Source organism: Pseudomonas paraglycinae (assembly GCF_021601625.1).
In the GTDB taxonomy this organism is placed as follows: Bacteria; Pseudomonadota; Gammaproteobacteria; order Pseudomonadales; family Pseudomonadaceae; genus Aquipseudomonas; species Aquipseudomonas paraglycinae.
Genome location: NZ_BQHR01000002.1, coordinates 169,144 through 186,800 on the forward strand (window position 1 = coordinate 169,144; position 17,657 = coordinate 186,800).

General features: G+C 60.9%; 15 protein-coding genes. 9 read left to right on the plus strand and 6 right to left on the minus strand.

All coding sequences use genetic code 11. The features are described 5' to 3' along the window. Positions 1 to 374: 374 nt before the first annotated feature. Positions 375 to 656 carry an HU family DNA-binding protein gene (locus L6D82_RS02995; RefSeq protein WP_003221909.1) on the plus strand — a complete coding sequence of 94 codons (282 nt, stop codon included), beginning with the start codon at positions 375 to 377 and terminating at the stop codon, positions 654 to 656. Between the two features lie 123 nt (positions 657 to 779). Here the strand turns inward: L6D82_RS02995 and rlmF are convergent, their stop codons facing one another. The 5 genes from rlmF to L6D82_RS03020 all read right to left on the minus strand — a co-directional run bounded on the left by rlmF (position 780) and on the right by L6D82_RS03020 (position 7,362). Continuing rightward, entirely contained in the window at positions 780 to 1,802 is a 1,023-nt protein-coding gene (gene rlmF / locus L6D82_RS03000; RefSeq protein ID WP_085747006.1) for a 23S rRNA (adenine(1618)-N(6))-methyltransferase RlmF, read from the minus strand. A gap of 133 nt (positions 1,803 to 1,935) precedes the next feature. After that, on the minus strand, positions 1,936 to 4,782 hold the full coding sequence (locus tag L6D82_RS03005) for a valine--tRNA ligase (protein WP_085688963.1): 2,847 nt from the start codon (positions 4,780 to 4,782) through the stop codon (positions 1,936 to 1,938). A 199-nt stretch (positions 4,783 to 4,981) separates the two neighbouring features. Then, positions 4,982 to 5,374, minus strand: a complete 393-nt coding sequence (locus L6D82_RS03010) for a DNA polymerase III subunit chi (protein WP_129973005.1) — start codon at positions 5,372 to 5,374, stop codon at positions 4,982 to 4,984. 8 nt (positions 5,375 to 5,382) lie between these two features. Next, positions 5,383 to 5,811, minus strand: coding sequence for a DNA polymerase III subunit chi (locus L6D82_RS03015; RefSeq protein WP_102718358.1), 429 nt, complete (start codon positions 5,809 to 5,811; stop codon positions 5,383 to 5,385). A gap of 60 nt (positions 5,812 to 5,871) precedes the next feature. Further along, positions 5,872 to 7,362, minus strand: coding sequence for a leucyl aminopeptidase (locus tag L6D82_RS03020; RefSeq protein WP_236188028.1), 1,491 nt, complete (start codon positions 7,360 to 7,362; stop codon positions 5,872 to 5,874). 308 nt (positions 7,363 to 7,670) lie between these two features. Between L6D82_RS03020 and lptF the strand changes: the two genes are divergently transcribed. From lptF to pdxJ, 8 genes are all read left to right on the plus strand, one after another. Continuing rightward, positions 7,671 to 8,792 (plus strand): LPS export ABC transporter permease LptF, encoded by a 1,122-nt coding sequence (lptF, locus tag L6D82_RS03025; RefSeq protein ID WP_064593584.1) that lies wholly within the window; start codon positions 7,671 to 7,673, stop codon positions 8,790 to 8,792. After that, positions 8,785 to 9,846 (plus strand): LPS export ABC transporter permease LptG, encoded by a 1,062-nt coding sequence (gene lptG, locus L6D82_RS03030; protein ID WP_039769506.1) that lies wholly within the window; start codon positions 8,785 to 8,787, stop codon positions 9,844 to 9,846. The genes lptF and lptG overlap by 8 nt, the downstream gene beginning before the upstream one ends. A 172-nt stretch (positions 9,847 to 10,018) precedes the next feature. After that, the gene (lepA, locus tag L6D82_RS03035) at positions 10,019 to 11,815 is read left to right on the plus strand and encodes a translation elongation factor 4 (protein WP_039769508.1); all 1,797 of its coding nucleotides are present in this window, start codon (positions 10,019 to 10,021) and stop codon (positions 11,813 to 11,815) included. Between the two features lie 9 nt (positions 11,816 to 11,824). Beyond that, positions 11,825 to 12,679 (plus strand): signal peptidase I, encoded by an 855-nt coding sequence (gene lepB / locus L6D82_RS03040; protein ID WP_011332588.1) that lies wholly within the window; start codon positions 11,825 to 11,827, stop codon positions 12,677 to 12,679. Positions 12,680 to 12,861: 182 nt separating this feature from the next. Further along, positions 12,862 to 13,551 (plus strand): ribonuclease III, encoded by a 690-nt coding sequence (gene rnc / locus L6D82_RS03045; RefSeq protein ID WP_011332589.1) that lies wholly within the window; start codon positions 12,862 to 12,864, stop codon positions 13,549 to 13,551. Further along, complete coding sequence (gene era, locus L6D82_RS03050; RefSeq protein ID WP_039769512.1) at positions 13,544 to 14,446, plus strand: GTPase Era; 903 nt, start codon at positions 13,544 to 13,546, stop codon at positions 14,444 to 14,446. The genes rnc and era overlap by 8 nt, the downstream gene beginning before the upstream one ends. A 155-nt stretch (positions 14,447 to 14,601) precedes the next feature. Then, positions 14,602 to 15,288: a DNA repair protein RecO gene (recO, locus tag L6D82_RS03055; protein WP_236188029.1), complete on the plus strand. Its 687-nt coding sequence runs from the start codon at positions 14,602 to 14,604 to the stop codon at positions 15,286 to 15,288. A gap of 47 nt (positions 15,289 to 15,335) precedes the next feature. Next, on the plus strand, positions 15,336 to 16,079 hold the full coding sequence (gene pdxJ / locus L6D82_RS03060; protein WP_064382428.1) for a pyridoxine 5'-phosphate synthase: 744 nt from the start codon (positions 15,336 to 15,338) through the stop codon (positions 16,077 to 16,079). A 53-nt stretch (positions 16,080 to 16,132) separates the two neighbouring features. Here the strand turns inward: pdxJ and mltF are convergent, their stop codons facing one another. Beyond that, entirely contained in the window at positions 16,133 to 17,593 is a 1,461-nt protein-coding gene (gene mltF / locus L6D82_RS03065; protein ID WP_011332593.1) for a membrane-bound lytic murein transglycosylase MltF, read from the minus strand. Positions 17,594 to 17,657 lie beyond the last annotated feature (64 nt).

Below are 17,657 nucleotides of genomic sequence, written 5' to 3' on the forward strand. Positions count from 1 at the left end.
GAGGAGGGCGGGCTCCCCCGAAAAAGCGCCCAGTGTACCGCAACCACTGGATTTGGCGCGGGGTGAAGGGCAAATCCGGGTCACCCGACGGCCCTTATGCATTTATTTACCGATTTAGCGCAATAAACCTGACCATTTGGCTAGCTAGAGGCGGATATTTCCTTGTCTCTGTGCTAGTTTTGCCCGGTCTTGTGCGAAGTCACCGCGACAAGCATGCATTCAGCTTTTGTCAGGTCGAACCAAACCTTGATTTCGGCATCTATAACCCCGACTCGTCGTGGTTATCGCCGAGGGTGCCAGATCCAGAAGATCGGGCTCGATGGCTGACACTGCACTCTGCAATCCATATGAATTTGATAGGGAAGGAACACTACATGGCTCTTACTAAAGACCAACTGATCGCCGACATCGCTGAAGCTATCGACGCGCCGAAAACCACCGCGCGTAACGCTCTGGACCAACTGGGCCAAATCGTTGCCGATCAGCTGGAAAACGGCGGCGAAATCACCTTGCCAGGTATCGGCAAGCTGAAAGTGACCGAGCGTCCTGCCCGCACTGGCCGTAACCCATCGACTGGCGCTGCCATCGAAATCCCTGCCAAGAAAGTGATCAAGCTGGTTGTGGCCAAAGGCCTGACCGACGCTGTGAACAAGTAAGACGCAGCGATAAAAAAACCGTGCACCGGAGCGATCCGGGCACGGTTTTTTTGTGCCTGCCGATTGTGTTTCAGCAGTGGCGGCGGCTGCTTTGCGCTCAAGCGCCGCCCCGGTTGAAACGTCTTACTTGCGAACCCAGCGTTCGCGCCGCCAGATCTGCTGTTCGGACTTGGTCTGGAAGGTCCAGGCGACGAAGCGACTCTGTTTCTGCCCCTGGGACATTTCCACCACCTGGCTTTCCAGCGCGCCGGCCTTTTTCAGTGCGGTTTCGATGGCAGGCAGGTTCGAAGCTTTCGAGACCAGGGTGCTGAACCACAACACCTTGTGCGCAAAATTCGCACTTTCGGCGATCAGTTGCGTCACGAAACGCGCTTCGCCGCCCTCACACCACAGCTCGGCCGACTGACCGCCGAAGTTCAGCACCGGCAGTTTGCGTTTCGGATCGGCCTTGCCCAGGGCTCGCCATTTACGCTCGCTGCCCTTGGTGGCTTCTTCCATCGACGCGTGGAACGGCGGGTTGCACATGGTCAGGTCAAAGCGCTCGCCGGGCTCCAGCAGGCCGATCAGGATGTGCTTGCGGTTTTCCTGCTGGCGCAGCTGGATGACCTTGTTCAAGTCGTTGGACTGGACGATGGCCCTGGCAGCAGCCACGGCGGTCGGATCGATCTCCGAGCCCAGGAAGTGCCAGCGATATTCGCTGTTACCGATCAGCGGGTACACGCAGTTGGCGCCCATGCCGATATCCAGCACGTTGACGATGGCGCCGCGCGGAACCACGCCGTCGTTGTTGCTGGCCAGCAGGTCAGCCAGGAAGTGGATGTAGTCGGCGCGGCCCGGCACCGGCGGGCACAGATAATCGGCCGGGATGTCCCAATGCTGGATGCCGTAGAACGATTTGAGCAACGCCCGGTTGAACACACGCACTGCATCGGGACTGGCGAAGTCGATGCTTTCCTTGCCGTACGGGTTGGTGATCACGAACTTCGCCAGTTCCGGCGTGGTCTTGATCAGCGCCGGGAAGTCGTAACGACCCTGATGGCGATTGCGCGGGTGCAGGCTGGCCTCTTTACGCGGCGCCACGGGCTTGGCCGGGGTGGCGGAGTCAGGCTTCTTGCGCGCAGGTTTCGGTGTGCGTGGGGCGTTCATGGGCGTGGTCGATTCGGGTAGGGCTGAAAGTGGCAGCCATTGTCCCACAGGGAGCCGTGTTGTTGGCCGGAAAAGTGCCGGGCACAAAAAAGGGAGGCCGTTGCGGGCCTCCCTTTTTCAGTGCGATTTGCCGTTACAGGCTGGCAATCCGCGCGTGCTGCTCGGCCAGCTTGGCCAAAGCCTGTTCGGCTTCGGCCAGTTTGGCGCGTTCCTTCTCGATGACTTCGGCCGGGGCCTTGTCAACGAAACCGGCATTGGACAGCTTGCCGCCAACCCGCTGGACTTCGCCCTGCAGACGCAGAATTTCCTTGTCCAGACGCGCCAGCTCGGCGTTCTTGTCGATCAGACCGGCCATCGGTACCAGCACTTCCATCTCGCCAACCAGCGCGGTCGCGGACAGCGGCGCTTCTTCGCCGGCGGCCAGTACGGTGATCGATTCCAGACGCGCCAGCTTCTTCAGCAGCGCTTCGTTCTCGGTCAGGCGGCGCTGGTCTTCAGCGGTGACGTTTTTCAGGTAGATCGGCAGCGGTTTGCCCGGGCCGATGTTCATTTCGCCACGGATGTTACGCGTGCCGAGCATCAGGCCCTTGAGCCATTCGATGTCGTCTTCGGCCGCCGGATCGATGCGCTCTTCGTTGGCCACCGGCCACGCTTGCAGCATGATCGTCTTGCCCTGAATGCCGGCCAGCGGCGCAATGCGCTGCCAGATTTCTTCAGTGATGAACGGCATGAACGGATGCGCCAGACGCAGCGCCACTTCCAGTACGCGAACCAGCGTGCGGCGAGTGCCGCGCTGACGCTCGACCGGCGCGTTTTCGTCCCACAGCACTGGCTTGGACAGTTCCAGGTACCAGTCGCAGTACTGGTTCCAGATGAACTCGTACAGCGCTTGCGCCGCCAGGTCGAAACGGAACTGATCCAGTTGACGGGTCACTTCGGCTTCGGTGCGTTGCAGTTGCGAGATGATCCAGCGGTCCGCCAGCGACAGCTCGTAGGCTTCGCCGTTCTGGCCGCAGTCTTCGCCCTTGTCCAGAACATAACGCGCGGCGTTCCAGATCTTGTTGCAGAAGTTGCGATAGCCTTCGACGCGGCCCATGTCGAACTTGATGTCGCGGCCGGTGGACGCCAGCGAGCAGAAGGTGAAGCGCAGGGCGTCGGTGCCGTAGCTGGCGATGCCGTCGGCGAACTCGTCGCGGGTCTGCTTCTCGATCTTCTTCGCCAGTTTCGGCTGCATCAGACCGGAAGTGCGTTTCTGCACCAGGGTTTCGAGCTCGATACCGTCGATGATGTCCAGCGGGTCCAGGACGTTGCCCTTGGACTTGGACATCTTCTGGCCCTGGCCATCACGCACCAAGCCGTGCACATAAACAGTCTTGAACGGAACCTGCGGCGTGCCGTCCTCGTTCTTGATCAGGTGCATCGTCAGCATGATCATCCGGGCAACCCAGAAGAAAATGATGTCGAAGCCGGTGACCAGCACGTCGGTGGAGTGGAATTTCTTCAGGAACTCGGTCTTTTCCGGCCAGCCCAGGGTGGAGAAGGTCCACAGGCCCGAACTGAACCAGGTGTCGAGAACGTCGTTGTCCTGTTGCAGCGCAACGTCCGGACCGAGGTTGTGCTTGGCGCGCACTTCGGCTTCGTCGCGACCGACGTAGACCTTCCCTGACTCGTCGTACCAGGCCGGAATCCGGTGGCCCCACCACAGCTGACGGCTGATGCACCAGTCCTGGATGTCGCGCATCCACGAGAAGTACATGTTTTCGTACTGCTTCGGCACGAACTGGATACGGCCGTCTTCAACGGCAGCAATCGCAGGCTCGGCCAGCGGCTTGGTGGAAACGTACCACTGGTCGGTCAGCCACGGCTCGATGACGGTGCCGGAGCGGTCGCCTTTCGGTACTTTCAGGTTGTGGTCGTCGACGCTCACCAGCAGGCCGGCGGCGTCGAATGCGGCAACGATCTGCTTGCGCGCTTCGAAACGCTCGAGACCGGCGTATTCGGCCGGAATCTTGCCGTCGATGCTGTCGTTCAGCGTGCCGTCGAGGTTGAACACTTGCGCTGCCGGCAGCACGTTGGCGTTCTTGTCGAATATGTTCAGCAGCGGCAGGTTGTGGCGCTTGCCGACTTCGTAGTCGTTGAAATCGTGGGCCGGGGTGATTTTCACGCAGCCGGTGCCGAATTCAGGATCGCAGTAATCGTCGGCGATGATCGGGATGCGGCGGCCGACCAGCGGCAGCTCGACAAACTTGCCGATCAGGGCTTTGTAGCGCTCGTCGTTCGGGTTCACCGCGACGGCGGAGTCGCCGAGCATGGTTTCCGGACGGGTGGTCGCGACGATCAGGAAATCGTTGCCTTCAGCGGTTTTCGCGCCGTCGGCCAGCGGGTATTTCAGGTTCCACAGGAAACCTTTCTCGTCGTGGTTTTCCACTTCGAGGTCGGAAATCGCCGTGTGCAGCTTGGTGTCCCAGTTGACCAGACGCTTGCCGCGATAGATCAGACCGTCTTCGTGCAGGCGCACGAAGGCTTCTTTAACGGCTTCCGAGAGGCCGTCATCCATGGTGAAGCGCTCGCGGCTCCAGTCCACGGACGAGCCGAGGCGACGGATCTGACGGCTGATGTTGCCGCCGGACTGATCCTTCCACTCCCAGACTTTCTCGAGGAATTTTTCCCGGCCCAGATCGTGGCGGTTCTGGCCCTGGGCTTCAAGCTGACGCTCCACCAGCATCTGCGTGGCGATACCGGCGTGGTCGGTGCCCGGCTGCCACAGGGTGTTGCGACCCTGCATGCGGCGGAAACGGATCAGGGCGTCCATGATCGCGTTGTTGAAACCGTGACCCATGTGCAGGCTGCCGGTGACGTTCGGCGGCGGGATCATGATGGTGTAGGAGTCGCCCGCGCCTTGCGGGGCGAAGTAGTTCTCGGACTCCCAGGTGTTGTACCAGGAAGTTTCAATGGCGTGCGGCTGGTAGGTCTTATCCATGCGCGGCGGGACCCTATTGGCATTTATTCAGGAAAAGCCGGGAAGTATAGCGGGGCATGGGGCGCAGGGCGAGCGGGGCGGTCCGGGTGGAGACTTAAATGTGGGAGCAGGCTTGCCAGCGATGCAGGCGCCGCGGTTTTTCTGGAAAACCGCAGTGATGCTATCGCTGGCAGGTCAGCTCCCACAGGAGATTGGGGGATTATTCGTATTGGCCGAGAAGCCGTTCCATCCGCGCCTCGAGGCGACGTTTGATTTCGGTTTCGATGTGCGGAGCGAAGTCGTCGATCACGTCCTGCATGATCAATTGCGCCGCGGCGCGCAGTTCGCTGTCCAGGTGCAGGATAGCGTCGGGGCCTTTCTCCACAGGCGCAGCAGCAGGTTGCGGAGCAGGCGTTGGCGCGGGTGCAGCCTCGACGGCTTGCGGTGTGTTGTCGACCGAATCGAACAACATCGGAATCTGTTCCTGTTCGCCATCATCGACCGTGTCGGTCAGCAGTGGCGGTTGCAGGTTGTCATCCCCGAGCAACTGGCGGATCGACTCGAGGTCATCCAGCAGGTGCGTGGGTTTTTGCAGCGGTTTTGGAGTGTCCATCGGCGTACTCAGAGTCGCTGTAAACGGTGGTCTTGCAGAGGATAGCCCTGTTCGCGGTAGAAACGGAAACTCTCCCGCGCCGCAGTGCGGATCGCCGGATCTTCCACCACCACCTCGGCCACCCGGGCGAATTGGTTGGCGAAAACCGGGACTTTCAGGTCGAGGTTGACCAGCAAGTCTGTGTGCTGGCCGCAGTCATCGCCCAGTCCCAGCACGATCAGTCCTTCCGGTTCGCTTTCAGCCGGGCCGTGAGGCACGAAGGTTTCGCCCTTGAACGCCCACAGTCGCGCATCGAGATCATCACGCTGGGCGGCATCGCTGCAATGCAGGTAGATGCGATGGCCCATGCGCCAGGCTTTATCGGTGAGCTTGCAGGCAAAGTCCAGGCGAGCCGAAGGATCGGCGCTGGGCAGGATGTAAAAGTCGACTTTGGTCATTGCGGTTCCTGAGCTGCAAGCAGCGCCCCTCAAGAGAGGCGCCGCTCGCAGTCATCGGTTTCAGGCTTTGGCGCGGTCCAGCAGGTACTGGGTCAGCAGCGGAACCGGACGGCCAGTGGCGCCCTTGTCCTTGCCGCCGCTGGTCCAGGCGGTGCCTGCGATGTCCAGGTGCGCCCAGTTCAGGTTTTTGGTGAAGCGCGACAGGAAGCAGGCAGCGGTGATGGTGCCGGCCTTAGGACCGCCGATGTTGGCGATGTCGGCGAACGGACTGTCCAGCTGCTCCTGGTATTCATCGAACAGCGGCAGTTGCCAGGCGCGGTCGTCGGCAGCCTTGCCGGCGCTCAGCAGTTGCTCGATCAGCTCGTCGTTGTTGCCCAGCAGGCCCGACGTGTGGGCGCCCAGCGCAACGACGCAGGCACCGGTCAGGGTGGCGATGTCGATTACCGCTTGCGGCTTGAAGCGCTCGGAGTAGGTCAGGGCATCGCACAGCACCAGACGGCCTTCGGCGTCGGTGTTGAGGATTTCCACGGTCTGGCCGCTCATGGTGGTGACGATGTCGCCCGGACGCGAAGCGGTGCCGCTTGGCATGTTTTCGGCGCAGGCCAGGATGCACACCAGGTTGATCGGCAGTTTCAGTTCCAGCACGGCGCGCAGGGTACCGAACACGCTGGCGGCGCCACCCATGTCGTACTTCATCTCGTCCATACCGGCGCCCGGTTTCAGGCTGATGCCGCCGGTGTCGAAAGTGATGCCTTTACCAACCAGCGCGTACGGCTTCTCGGATTTCTTGCCGCCGTTGTATTGCATGACGATCAGGCGCGGCGGCTGGGCGCTACCCTGGCCGACGGCGTAGAACGAACCCATGCCCAGCGACTTGATCTTCTTCTCGTCGAGGACTTCGACTTTCAGATCCTTGAACTCTTTGCCGAGGTTCTTGGCTTGCTCGCCGAGGAAAGTCGGATGGCAGATGTTCGGCGGCAGATTGCCCAAGTTACGGGTGAACGCCATGCCGTTGGCGATCGCGGTGGCGTGGTTCACGGCGCGCTGCACTTCGGCCTGAGCGGCCTTGATGGTCAGCAGGGTGATCTTCTTCAGGGCGCGCGGTTCGGCTTTCTGGCTCTTGAACTGGTCGAAGGTGTATTCGCCGTCGACCAGGGTTTCTGCCAGCAGGCGGGTCTTGCCGTAGCTGTCGCGGTTCTTGACGATGATTTCATCGAGTGCCAGGACGGCATCGCTGCCGGCCAGGCCTTTAAGGGTGTTGAGGATGCCGGCGACGATCTTGCGGAACGGACGGTCGCCCAGCTCTTCATCCTTGCCCACGCCGACCAGCAGCACGCGTTCGGCTTTCAGGTTCGGCAGGCTGTGCAGCAACAGGCTCTGGCCGACCTTGCCGGCCAGATCGCCACGCTTGAGCACGGCGCTGATGGCGCCACCGCTCAGTTCGTCGACCTGCCTGGCGGCAACACCGAGTTTGCGGCCTTCGCCGACGGCAACCACCAGGGTGGCGGTTTTCAACGTTTCTGGGCTAACGCTTTTTACAACCAGTTCCATGTCCGGATCCCTGAATGAATGGTCAACACGCAGGCGTTCGACGGTGCCCGCCGTCGCCTGCTTATAGAGAGAAGAGGCGCAGGCCAGCGCCTGCGACAGAGGCGGCAGTTTGAACCTCGCTCACCGCGCCTGACAACCCTCGGTTGTACGATCTTCAACGGATTGCACGCTTGCGTGAGTGTGCGCAGTGACAGGCGCCCTCAATCACAGGATAATGCCGCATCTTTTTTCGACGGCTCTGCCTTGCGGGCCCGTCGATACGTTTGCTTGTTTGGCCGCCTTAGCCTGACAACCCTGGAGTGTCTGGTTTGATCGTCTTCCGTTATCTGTCCCGCGAAGTCCTGTTGACCCTGAGTGCGGTAAGCGCCGTGCTGCTGGTCATCATCATGAGCGGTCGCTTCATCAAATACCTTGCCCAGGCCGCCGCAGGCCAGCTCGATCCGGGATCGCTGTTCCTGATCATGGGCTTCCGTCTGCCGGGCTTCCTGCAACTGATCCTGCCGCTGGGCCTGTTTCTCGGGATCCTGCTGGCGTACGGCCGGTTGTACCTGGAAAGCGAGATGACCGTGCTCTCGGCCACCGGCATGAGCCAGCAGCGTCTGTTTCGCATGACTCTGTTTCCGGCCACCCTGGTGGCGCTGGTGGTTGCATGGCTGAGCCTGAGCCTGGCCCCGCAAGGCGCCAACCAGTTCCAGCTGCTGCTGAACAAGCAGGACGCCCTGACCGAGTTCGACACCCTCGAGCCCGGCCGCTTCCAGGCCCTGCGCGACGGTACGCGGGTGACCTACACCGAAACCCTGAGCGATGATCGGGTCAATCTTGGCAGCGTGTTCATCTCGCAGAAGAACCTCGGCGCCAACCAGAAAGATCGCGGGATTTCCGTGCTGGTGGCGGAAAAGGGGCGTCAGGAAGTGCGTCCCGACGGCAACCGCTACCTGATCCTCGACAACGGCTACCGCTACGACGGCAGCCCGGGTCAGGCCAACTATCGCGCCATCCACTACGAAACCTACGGCGTGCTGCTGCCCAAGCCGGATGTCAGCGAGGAAGTCACCGACCGTGACGCCATGCCGACCTCGTCTCTGCTGGGCAGCGATGACATCCGCTCGAAAACCGAACTGCAATGGCGCCTGTCGCTGCCGTTGCTGGTGTTCATCGTGACCCTGATGGCGGTGCCGCTGTCGCGGGTCAATCCGCGTCAGGGGCGTTTCCTCAAGCTGCTGCCGGCGATTCTTCTTTATATGGCTTACCTGACCATCCTGATTGCCGCCCGCGGCGCCCTCGAGAAAGGCAAGATTCCACCGGCGCTCGGCTTGTGGTGGGTCCACGCGATCTTCTTGGTCATCGGCCTCGGCCTGCTGTACTGGGAACCTCTGCGCCTGAAACTGGCGAGCCGTCGCAGCGCAGCGCTGGAGGTGGCCCGTGGTTAAACTCGACCGCTACATCGGCAGCAGCGTGTTCATGGCGATCATCGCAGTGCTGGCGATCATTCTCGGCCTGGCAACCTTGTTTGCGTTCATCGACGAGATGGGCGACGTCAGTGACACCTACACCCTGGTCGACGTTCTGAGCTTCGTGCTCCTGACCGCGCCGCGTCGGCTCTACGACATGCTGCCGATGGCGGCGCTGATCGGTTGCCTGATCGGCCTCGGCAGTCTGGCGAGCAGCAGTGAACTGACCGTGATGCGTGCCGCCGGTGTCTCCATCGGGCGCATCGTCTGGGCGGTGATGAAGCCGATGCTGGTGCTGATGCTGGCCGGCGTGCTGATCGGCGAGTACGTGGCACCGGCCACCGAAAGCATGGCCCAGGCCAACCGTTCGCTGGCGCAAGGCAGCGGCGACGCGCAAAGCGCCAAGCACGGCATGTGGCACCGTCAAGGCGAGGAGTTCATTCACATCAACTCCGTACAGCCCAACGGTCGCCTGTACGGCGTGACCCGTTATCACTTCGACAAAGAGCGTCACCTGCTGAGCTCGAGCTTCGCCAAACGCGCCGAGTTCGACACCGATCACTGGCAGCTGACCGACGTGACCACCACCAAATTCCACGAGCGCAGCACTGAAGTGGTCAATACGCCGGTCGAGCGCTGGGATGTCTCGCTGAGCCCGCAATTGCTGAGCACTGTAGTGATGGCGCCGGAATCGCTGTCGATCACCGGTCTGTGGGGTTACATCCACTATCTGGCCGATCAGGGCCTGAGCAACGGTCGTTACTGGCTGGCATTTTGGGTCAAGGTGTTGCAGCCGTTGGTGACCGCCGCGCTGGTGCTGATGGCGATTTCCTTCATCTTCGGTCCGTTGCGTTCGGTGACTCTCGGTCAGCGGGTTTTCACCGGTGTGCTGGTGGGCTTCACCTTCCGCATCGTTCAGGATCTGCTGGGTCCATCCAGTCTGGTCTTCGGCTTCTCGCCGCTGTTCGCGGTGCTGGTGCCGGCTGGCGTGTGTGCGCTGGCGGGTGTCTGGCTGTTGCGTCGAGCCGGTTGATGAACAAGGTTTCACCCACTCTTTAGCCTTGAAAACGCCTCGGTCATCAGATCGGGGCGTTTTTGCATGCAATCCGGGTGACAGGCGAACGTGACGCTTGCGCCGTGTATCAGGTACAATTCCCGGCTATTTTTCGGCGGGCCAAGCCTGCAGCCTTTTTGAGTGTTGATCCGTGAGTGATTTGAGTCATATCCGCAATTTCTCCATCATCGCCCACATTGACCATGGCAAGTCGACGCTGGCTGACCGTTTCATCCAGATGTGCGGTGGCCTGGCCGAGCGTGAAATGGAAGCCCAGGTACTGGATTCCATGGATCTGGAGCGCGAACGCGGGATCACCATCAAGGCCCACAGCGTTACCCTCTATTACAAGGCCAAAGATGGCGTCACCTACCAGCTGAACTTCATTGACACCCCGGGCCACGTCGACTTCACCTACGAAGTCAGCCGTTCCCTGGCCGCGTGTGAAGGTGCGCTGCTGGTGGTCGATGCGGGGCAGGGCGTTGAAGCCCAATCCGTTGCCAACTGCTACACCGCCATCGAGCAGGGCCTCGAGGTCATGCCGGTCCTGAACAAGATCGACCTGCCACAGGCCGAGCCCGATCGCGTCAAGGACGAGATCGAGAAGATCATCGGCATCGACGCCACCGACGCCGTCACCTGCAGCGCCAAGACCGGCCTGGGTGTCGACGAAGTGCTCGAGCGTCTGGTCGCGACCATTCCTGCGCCGACCGGCAACATCGAAGATCCGCTGCAAGCGTTGATCATCGACTCCTGGTTCGACAACTACCTGGGCGTTGTTTCCCTGGTGCGCGTGCGTCACGGCCGCGTGAAGAAGGGCGACAAGATCCTCGTCAAGTCCACCGGCAAGGTGCATCTGGTCGACAGCGTTGGCGTGTTCAATCCGAAACACACCGCCACTGCTGACCTGAAGGCCGGCGAAGTGGGCTTCATCATTGCCAGCATCAAGGACATTCACGGTGCGCCGGTCGGTGACACCCTGACCTTGAGCTCCACCCCGGACGTTCCGGTGCTGCCAGGTTTCAAACGCATCCAGCCGCAGGTTTACGCCGGTCTGTTCCCGGTCAGTTCCGACGACTTCGAGGACTTCCGCGAAGCGCTGCAGAAACTGACCCTGAACGACTCGTCGCTGCAATACACCCCGGAAAGCTCCGACGCGCTGGGCTTCGGCTTCCGTTGCGGCTTCCTCGGCATGCTGCACATGGAAATCATCCAGGAGCGCCTGGAGCGCGAGTACGACCTGGACCTGATCACCACGGCGCCGACGGTAATCTTCGAACTGGTGCTGAAAACCGGTGAAACGATTTACGTGGACAACCCGTCGAAGCTGCCGGATGTCTCGTCAATCGAAGACATGCGCGAGCCGATCGTGCGCGCCAACATTCTGGTACCGCAGGAGCATCTGGGCAACGTCATCACTCTGTGCATCGAGAAGCGCGGTGTGCAGGTCGACATGCTGTTCCTCGGCAATCAGGTGCAAGTGACCTACGACCTGCCGATGAACGAAGTGGTGCTGGACTTCTTCGATCGTCTGAAATCCACCAGCCGCGGCTATGCTTCGCTGGACTACCATTTCGATCGTTACCAATCGGCTAATCTGGTGAAACTGGACGTGCTGATCAACGGCGACAAGGTCGACGCTCTGGCGCTGATCGTGCACCGTGACAATTCGCACTTCAAAGGTCGCCAGTTGACCGAGAAGATGAAAGAACTGATTCCTCGTCAGATGTTCGACGTGGCCATCCAGGCTGCCATTGGCGGTCAGATCGTCGCCCGGACAACCGTCAAGGCACTCAGAAAGAACGTATTGGCCAAGTGCTACGGCGGCGACGTCAGCCGTAAGAAAAAACTGCTTGAGAAGCAGAAGGCCGGTAAGAAACGCATGAAACAGGTCGGCAACGTGGAAATTCCACAAGAAGCCTTCCTCGCCGTGCTCAGGTTGGAATAGTCAGGTCCTATGTCACTAAATTTCCCGCTGTTGCTGGTCATTGCCGTGTTCGTCTGCGGTCTGTTGGCGTTGCTCGATCTGTTGATCCTGGCACCGCGTCGGCGTGCCGCCATCGCCTCCTATCAGGGCAGCGTCAGCCAGCCTGATGTGGTGGTGGTCGAGAAGCTGAACAAGGAACCGCTGCTGGTCGAGTACGGCAAGTCGTTCTTCCCGGTGCTGTTCATCGTGCTGGTGCTGCGTTCGTTCCTGGTGGAGCCGTTCCAGATTCCGTCCGGCTCGATGAAACCGACCCTGGACGTTGGCGACTTCATTCTGGTGAACAAGTTTTCCTACGGGATCCGTTTGCCGGTGATCGACAAGAAGATCATCGAAGTCGGTGACCCGCAGCGCGGCGATGTGATGGTGTTCCGCTACCCGAGCGACCCGAACGTCAACTACATCAAGCGTGTGGTCGGCCTGCCGGGTGACACCGTGCGGTACACCGCCGACAAGCGACTGTTCGTCAATGGCGAGTCGATTGCCGAGCAACTGGTCGGCTCCGAGCCGGGCACGCTGGGCAGCGCGGAACTCTACAAGGAAAAACTCGGCGTCGCCGAGCACCTGATCCGCAAGGAAATGAGCCGCTACCGCGCCACACCGGACCATACCTGGACCGTGCCGGCCGGGCATTACTTCATGATGGGCGACAACCGCGACAACTCGAACGACAGTCGCTACTGGGATGATCCGAACATTCCCAAGGATCTGCTGGGCATGGTTCCCGACCAGAACATCGTCGGCAAGGCCTTCGCGGTCTGGATGAGCTGGCCGGAACCGAAACTCAGCCACCTGCCGAACTTCTCGCGGGTCGGCCTGATCAAGTAAACAAACACGGCGCTGTTGACCACAGCGCCGAATGCATTTCTGGTGTCGGCACAACCGGCTCCGGGGCATGAAGCCACGATATTCAGGACGTCATTTTTGAACACAGCGTTAATTGTCCCAGGCCTGCGCCGTATCTCGGCGATGGCAGTGGAATCCAGCCACGAACTCAGCGTGGGTAAACCGTGAGCGTTTCTCTAAGCCGCCTCGAGCGTCAGCTCGGTTACACTTTCAAGGACCAGGAACTGATGGTCCTGGCCCTTACGCACCGCAGCTTTGCCGGACGCAACAACGAGCGTCTGGAATTCCTCGGCGATGCGATCCTCAACTTTGTTGCCGGCGAAGCCTTGTTCGACCGTTTCCCGCTGGCTCGCGAAGGCCAGTTGTCGCGTTTGCGCGCACGGCTGGTAAAAGGTGAGACGCTGGCGGTGCTGGCCCGCGGTTTCGATCTGGGCGATTACCTGCGTCTGGGGTCCGGCGAATTGAAGAGCGGCGGTTTCCGTCGCGAGTCGATTCTGGCCGACGCCCTTGAAGCGCTGATCGGTGCGATCTACCTCGACGCCGGCATGGAAGTCGCCCGCGAACGTGTACTGGCCTGGCTGGCCGGCGAGTTCGAAGGTCTGACGCTGGTCGATACCAACAAGGATCCGAAGACCCGCCTGCAGGAATTCCTGCAATCGCGCGGCTGCGAACTGCCGCGCTACGAAGTGGTGGATATCCAGGGCGAGCCGCACTGCCGTACCTTCTTCGTCGAGTGCGAAGTTGTCCTATTGAATGAAAAAAGCCGGGGTCAGGGTGTGAGCCGTCGTATTGCCGAACAGGTAGCGGCCGCCGCAGCACTGATTGCCCTGGGTGTGGAGAATGGCAATGACTGATACAAACGCAACGCGCTGTGGCTATGTTGCCATCGTCGGCCGTCCCAACGTGGGCAAGTCCACGCTGCTGAACCACATCCTTGGCCAGAAGCTGGCGATCACCTCGCGCAAGCCGCAGACCACTCGCCACAACATGCTCGGGATCAAGACCGAGGGCGACGTGCAGGCGATCTACGTCGACACCCCCGGCATGCACAAGGGTGGCGAAAAGGCCCTGAACCGTTACATGAACAAGACCGCTTCGGCGGCGTTGAAAGACGTCGACGTGGTGATCTTCGTGGTCGACCGCACCAAGTGGACCGAAGAAGACCAGATGGTGCTGGAGCGCGTGCAGTACGTGACTGGTCCGCTGATCGTCGCACTGAACAAGACCGACCGCATCGAAGACAAGGCCGAGCTGATGCCGCATCTGTCGTGGTTGCAGGAACAGCTGCCGAACGCGCAGATCATTCCGATCTCGGCGCAACACGGGCACAACCTCGATGCGCTGGAAAAGGTCATCGCCGATCATCTGCCGGAGAACGATCACTTCTTCCCGGAAGACCAGATCACTGACCGCAGCAGCCGCTTCCTCGCCGCCGAACTGGTGCGCGAGAAGATCATGCGCCAGCTCGGCGCCGAGCTGCCGTACCAGATCACTGTGGAAATCGAAGAGTTCAAGCAGCAGGGTGCGACGCTGCACATCCATGCGCTGATCCTCGTCGAGCGTGACGGCCAGAAGAAAATCATCATTGGCGACAAGGGCGAGCGCATCAAGCGCATCGGCACCGAGGCGCGCAAGGACATGGAGCTGCTGTTCGACTCCAAGATCATGCTCAATCTGTGGGTCAAGGTGAAGGGCGGCTGGTCCGACGACGAGCGTGCGCTGCGTTCGCTGGGTTACGGCGACCTGTAAAGCAATACATCGATCCATTGTGGGAGCGAGCTTGCTCGCGAAGACGATGTAACATTCGGCATAGATGTTGACTGTTGCACCGCTTTCGCGAGCAAGCTCGCTCCCACATTGGTTTTGGGTGATGAGTAAACCGCGTTTCCCTCAACGAGAAGTCCATGTCTCAAGCGCCTCCCGCCCAACCCGCCTACGTCCTCCACTCCCGCGCCTACCGCGAAACCAGCGCATTGGTGGACTTCCTCACGCCGCAAGGTCGGCTGCGGGCGGTGTTGCGCAGTGCGCGGGGCAAGGCCGGGACATTGGCGCGGCCATTCGTGCCGCTGGAAGTGGAGTTTCGCGGCAAGGGTGAGTTGAAGAACGTCGGGCGCATGGAAAGCGTCGGCAACGCAACGTGGATGGTCGGTGAGGCGCTGTTCAGCGGCCTGTATCTCAACGAACTTTTGATCCGCCTGTTGCCCGCCGAAGATCCGCACCCGGCGGTGTTCGATCATTACGCCGCGACCTTGCTGGCATTGGCCGAAGGCCGGCCGCTGGAACCGTTGCTGCGTTCTTTCGAATGGCGGCTGCTCGACGACCTTGGTTATGGCTTTTCCCTGAATTCCGACATCAACGACGAGCCTGTCGCTGCGGACGGTCTCTATCGCTTGCAGGTGGATGCCGGACTCGAACGGGTCTATCTGCTGCAACCCGGCCTGTTCAACGGCACCGAACTGCTGGCCATGGCCGAAGCCGACTGGTCGGCACCGGGCGCGCTGTCCGCCGCCAAGCGCTTGATGCGCCAGGCATTGGCCGTGCATCTGGGCGGTCGTCCCCTCGTCAGTCGCGAGCTGTTTCGCAAGCCCTGATCTCGCCGTATGCTGTGCGCCGAATCTTTCCATTCAGGAGCGCATCCGTGACCACCAGCAATCGCATTCTTCTTGGCGTGAACATCGACCACGTCGCCACCCTGCGTCAGGCCCGTGGCACGCGCTATCCGGATCCGGTCAAGGCTGCGCTGGACGCGGAAGAGGCGGGCGCCGACGGCATCACCGTGCACCTGCGCGAAGACCGCCGGCACATTCAGGAGCGCGACGTGCTGCTGCTCAAGGACGTGCTGCAAACCCGCATGAACTTCGAAATGGGCGTCACCGAAGAAATGATGGCGTTCGCCGAGCGCATTCGTCCGGCGCACATCTGCCTGGTGCCGGAAACCCGTCAGGAATTGACCACCGAAGGCGGTCTGGATGTGGCGGGGCAGGAAGAGCGGATCAGGGCGGCTGTCGAGCGTCTGTCGAAGATCGGCAGCGAGGTATCGCTGTTCATCGACGCCGACGAGCGGCAGATCGCTGCGTCGAAGCGCGTCGGTGCCCCGGCTATCGAGCTGCACACCGGGCGTTACGCCGATGCCGAAACACCAACCGAAGTGGCTGAAGAGCTCAAGCGTGTGGCGGACGGCGTGGCCTTCGGTCTGGCCCAGGGCCTGATCGTCAATGCCGGCCATGGCCTGCACTATCACAACGTCGAGGCGGTTGCCGCAATCAAGGGCATCAACGAGCTGAACATCGGTCACGCACTGGTGGCGCACGCGTTGTTCGTCGGCTTCAAGTCGGCGGTGTCGGAGATGAAGGCGTTGATTCTGGCGGCTGCCAAACACTAAGTTTCAACATCCTGTGGGAGCAAACTTGCTCCCACATTTGTATTGGGGATGGGTTAAAGCGGGGCGGGCTCTTGAGCCGGTTTCGATTTATCGATCCCCGGCACATGCAGGTTGCCCTCGGCCACTTGATCGCCTTCAAGCTGCGGCTGGGTCACCCACGTCAGGATGTCGTAGTAGCGACGGATGTTCGCCACGAAATGCACCGGTTCGCCGCCCCGGGCGTAGCCGTAGCGGGTCTTGCTGTACCACTGCTTCTGCGACAGGCGCGGCAGGATCTTTTTCACATCCAGCCACTTGTCCGGGTTCAACCCTTCCTTGGCCGCCAGTTTGCGCGCGTCATCCAGATGACCGCTGCCGACGTTGTAGGCCGCCAGAGCAAACCAGGTGCGATCCGGTTCCTGGATCGACTCGTCGAGCTGATCCTTCATGTAGGCCAGGTACTTGGCGCCGCCCATGATGCTCTGCTTCGGATCGAGGCGGTTGGACACGCCCATGGCCTGGGCGGTGTTCTGGGTCAGCATCATCAGCCCGCGCACGCCGGTCTTCGAGGTGACCGCCGGTTGCCACAGTGATTCCTGATAACCGATCGCCGCCAGCAGGCGCCAGTCGACTTTCTCTTTCTTGGCGTAGGCCTTGAAGTGCTGTTCGTATTTGGGCAGCCGCTGCTGCAGATGCTGGGCGAAGGTGGTGGCACCCATGTAGCCGAGGACGTCGACGTGGCCGTAATAGCGGTCTTTCAGACGTTGCAGGGTGCCGTTCTTCTGCACCTTGTCCAGATAACTGTTGATCTCGTTGAGCAGGCTGTTGTCTTCGCCGGCGGCCACGGCCCAGCTCTGGCTGCGCGCGTCGCCGAGGTCGAAGGCCACGCGGATGTTGGTGAAATACACCTGGTTCATCGCCACTTCGTTGGAATCGACCAGGGTCAGGTCGATCTGACCTTCATCGACCATGCGCAGCAGGTCGACCACTTCAACGGCGTCGGATTCTTCGTACTGGATGCCAGGATATTTCTGTTTCAGCTCCGCCAGTTGTTCGGCATGGGTGCTGCCCTTGAGCACCATGATCTTCTTGCCCACCAGATCGCCGGCGTCGGTAGGACGAGATTGGCCGTTGCGATAGATGATCTGCGGGGTGACTTCGAGGTAGGAGCGGGAGAAACGCACCTGTTTCTTGCGCTGTTCGCTGCTGACCAGGCCGGCGGCGGCCAGTACCGGGCCGTTCGGCTTGCCGACCTGGTTGAACAGGTCGTCGAGGTTGTCGGCGGTTTCAATCTTCAGCTCGACCCCCAAATCGTCGGCGAAGCGCTTCACCAGCTCGTATTCGAAGCCGGTTTCACCGCTGCGATCCTGAAAGTAGGTGGCGGGGCTGTTTCGGGTGACCACCCGCAGCACGCCATCCTCCTTTACGCGCTCGAGTGTGTTGGGTTTATCAACACAGCCACTGAGCATCAGGAAGAGTCCGGTAGCGATCAGCCATTTGGCGTACCGCGGACGCAAAGCCGTTGGGGAAAACATGTGCGCAGTATACGCAAAGGACAACGGGCGCCATATCTCGACAGTTGCGGGGTTGTCTGCTAGG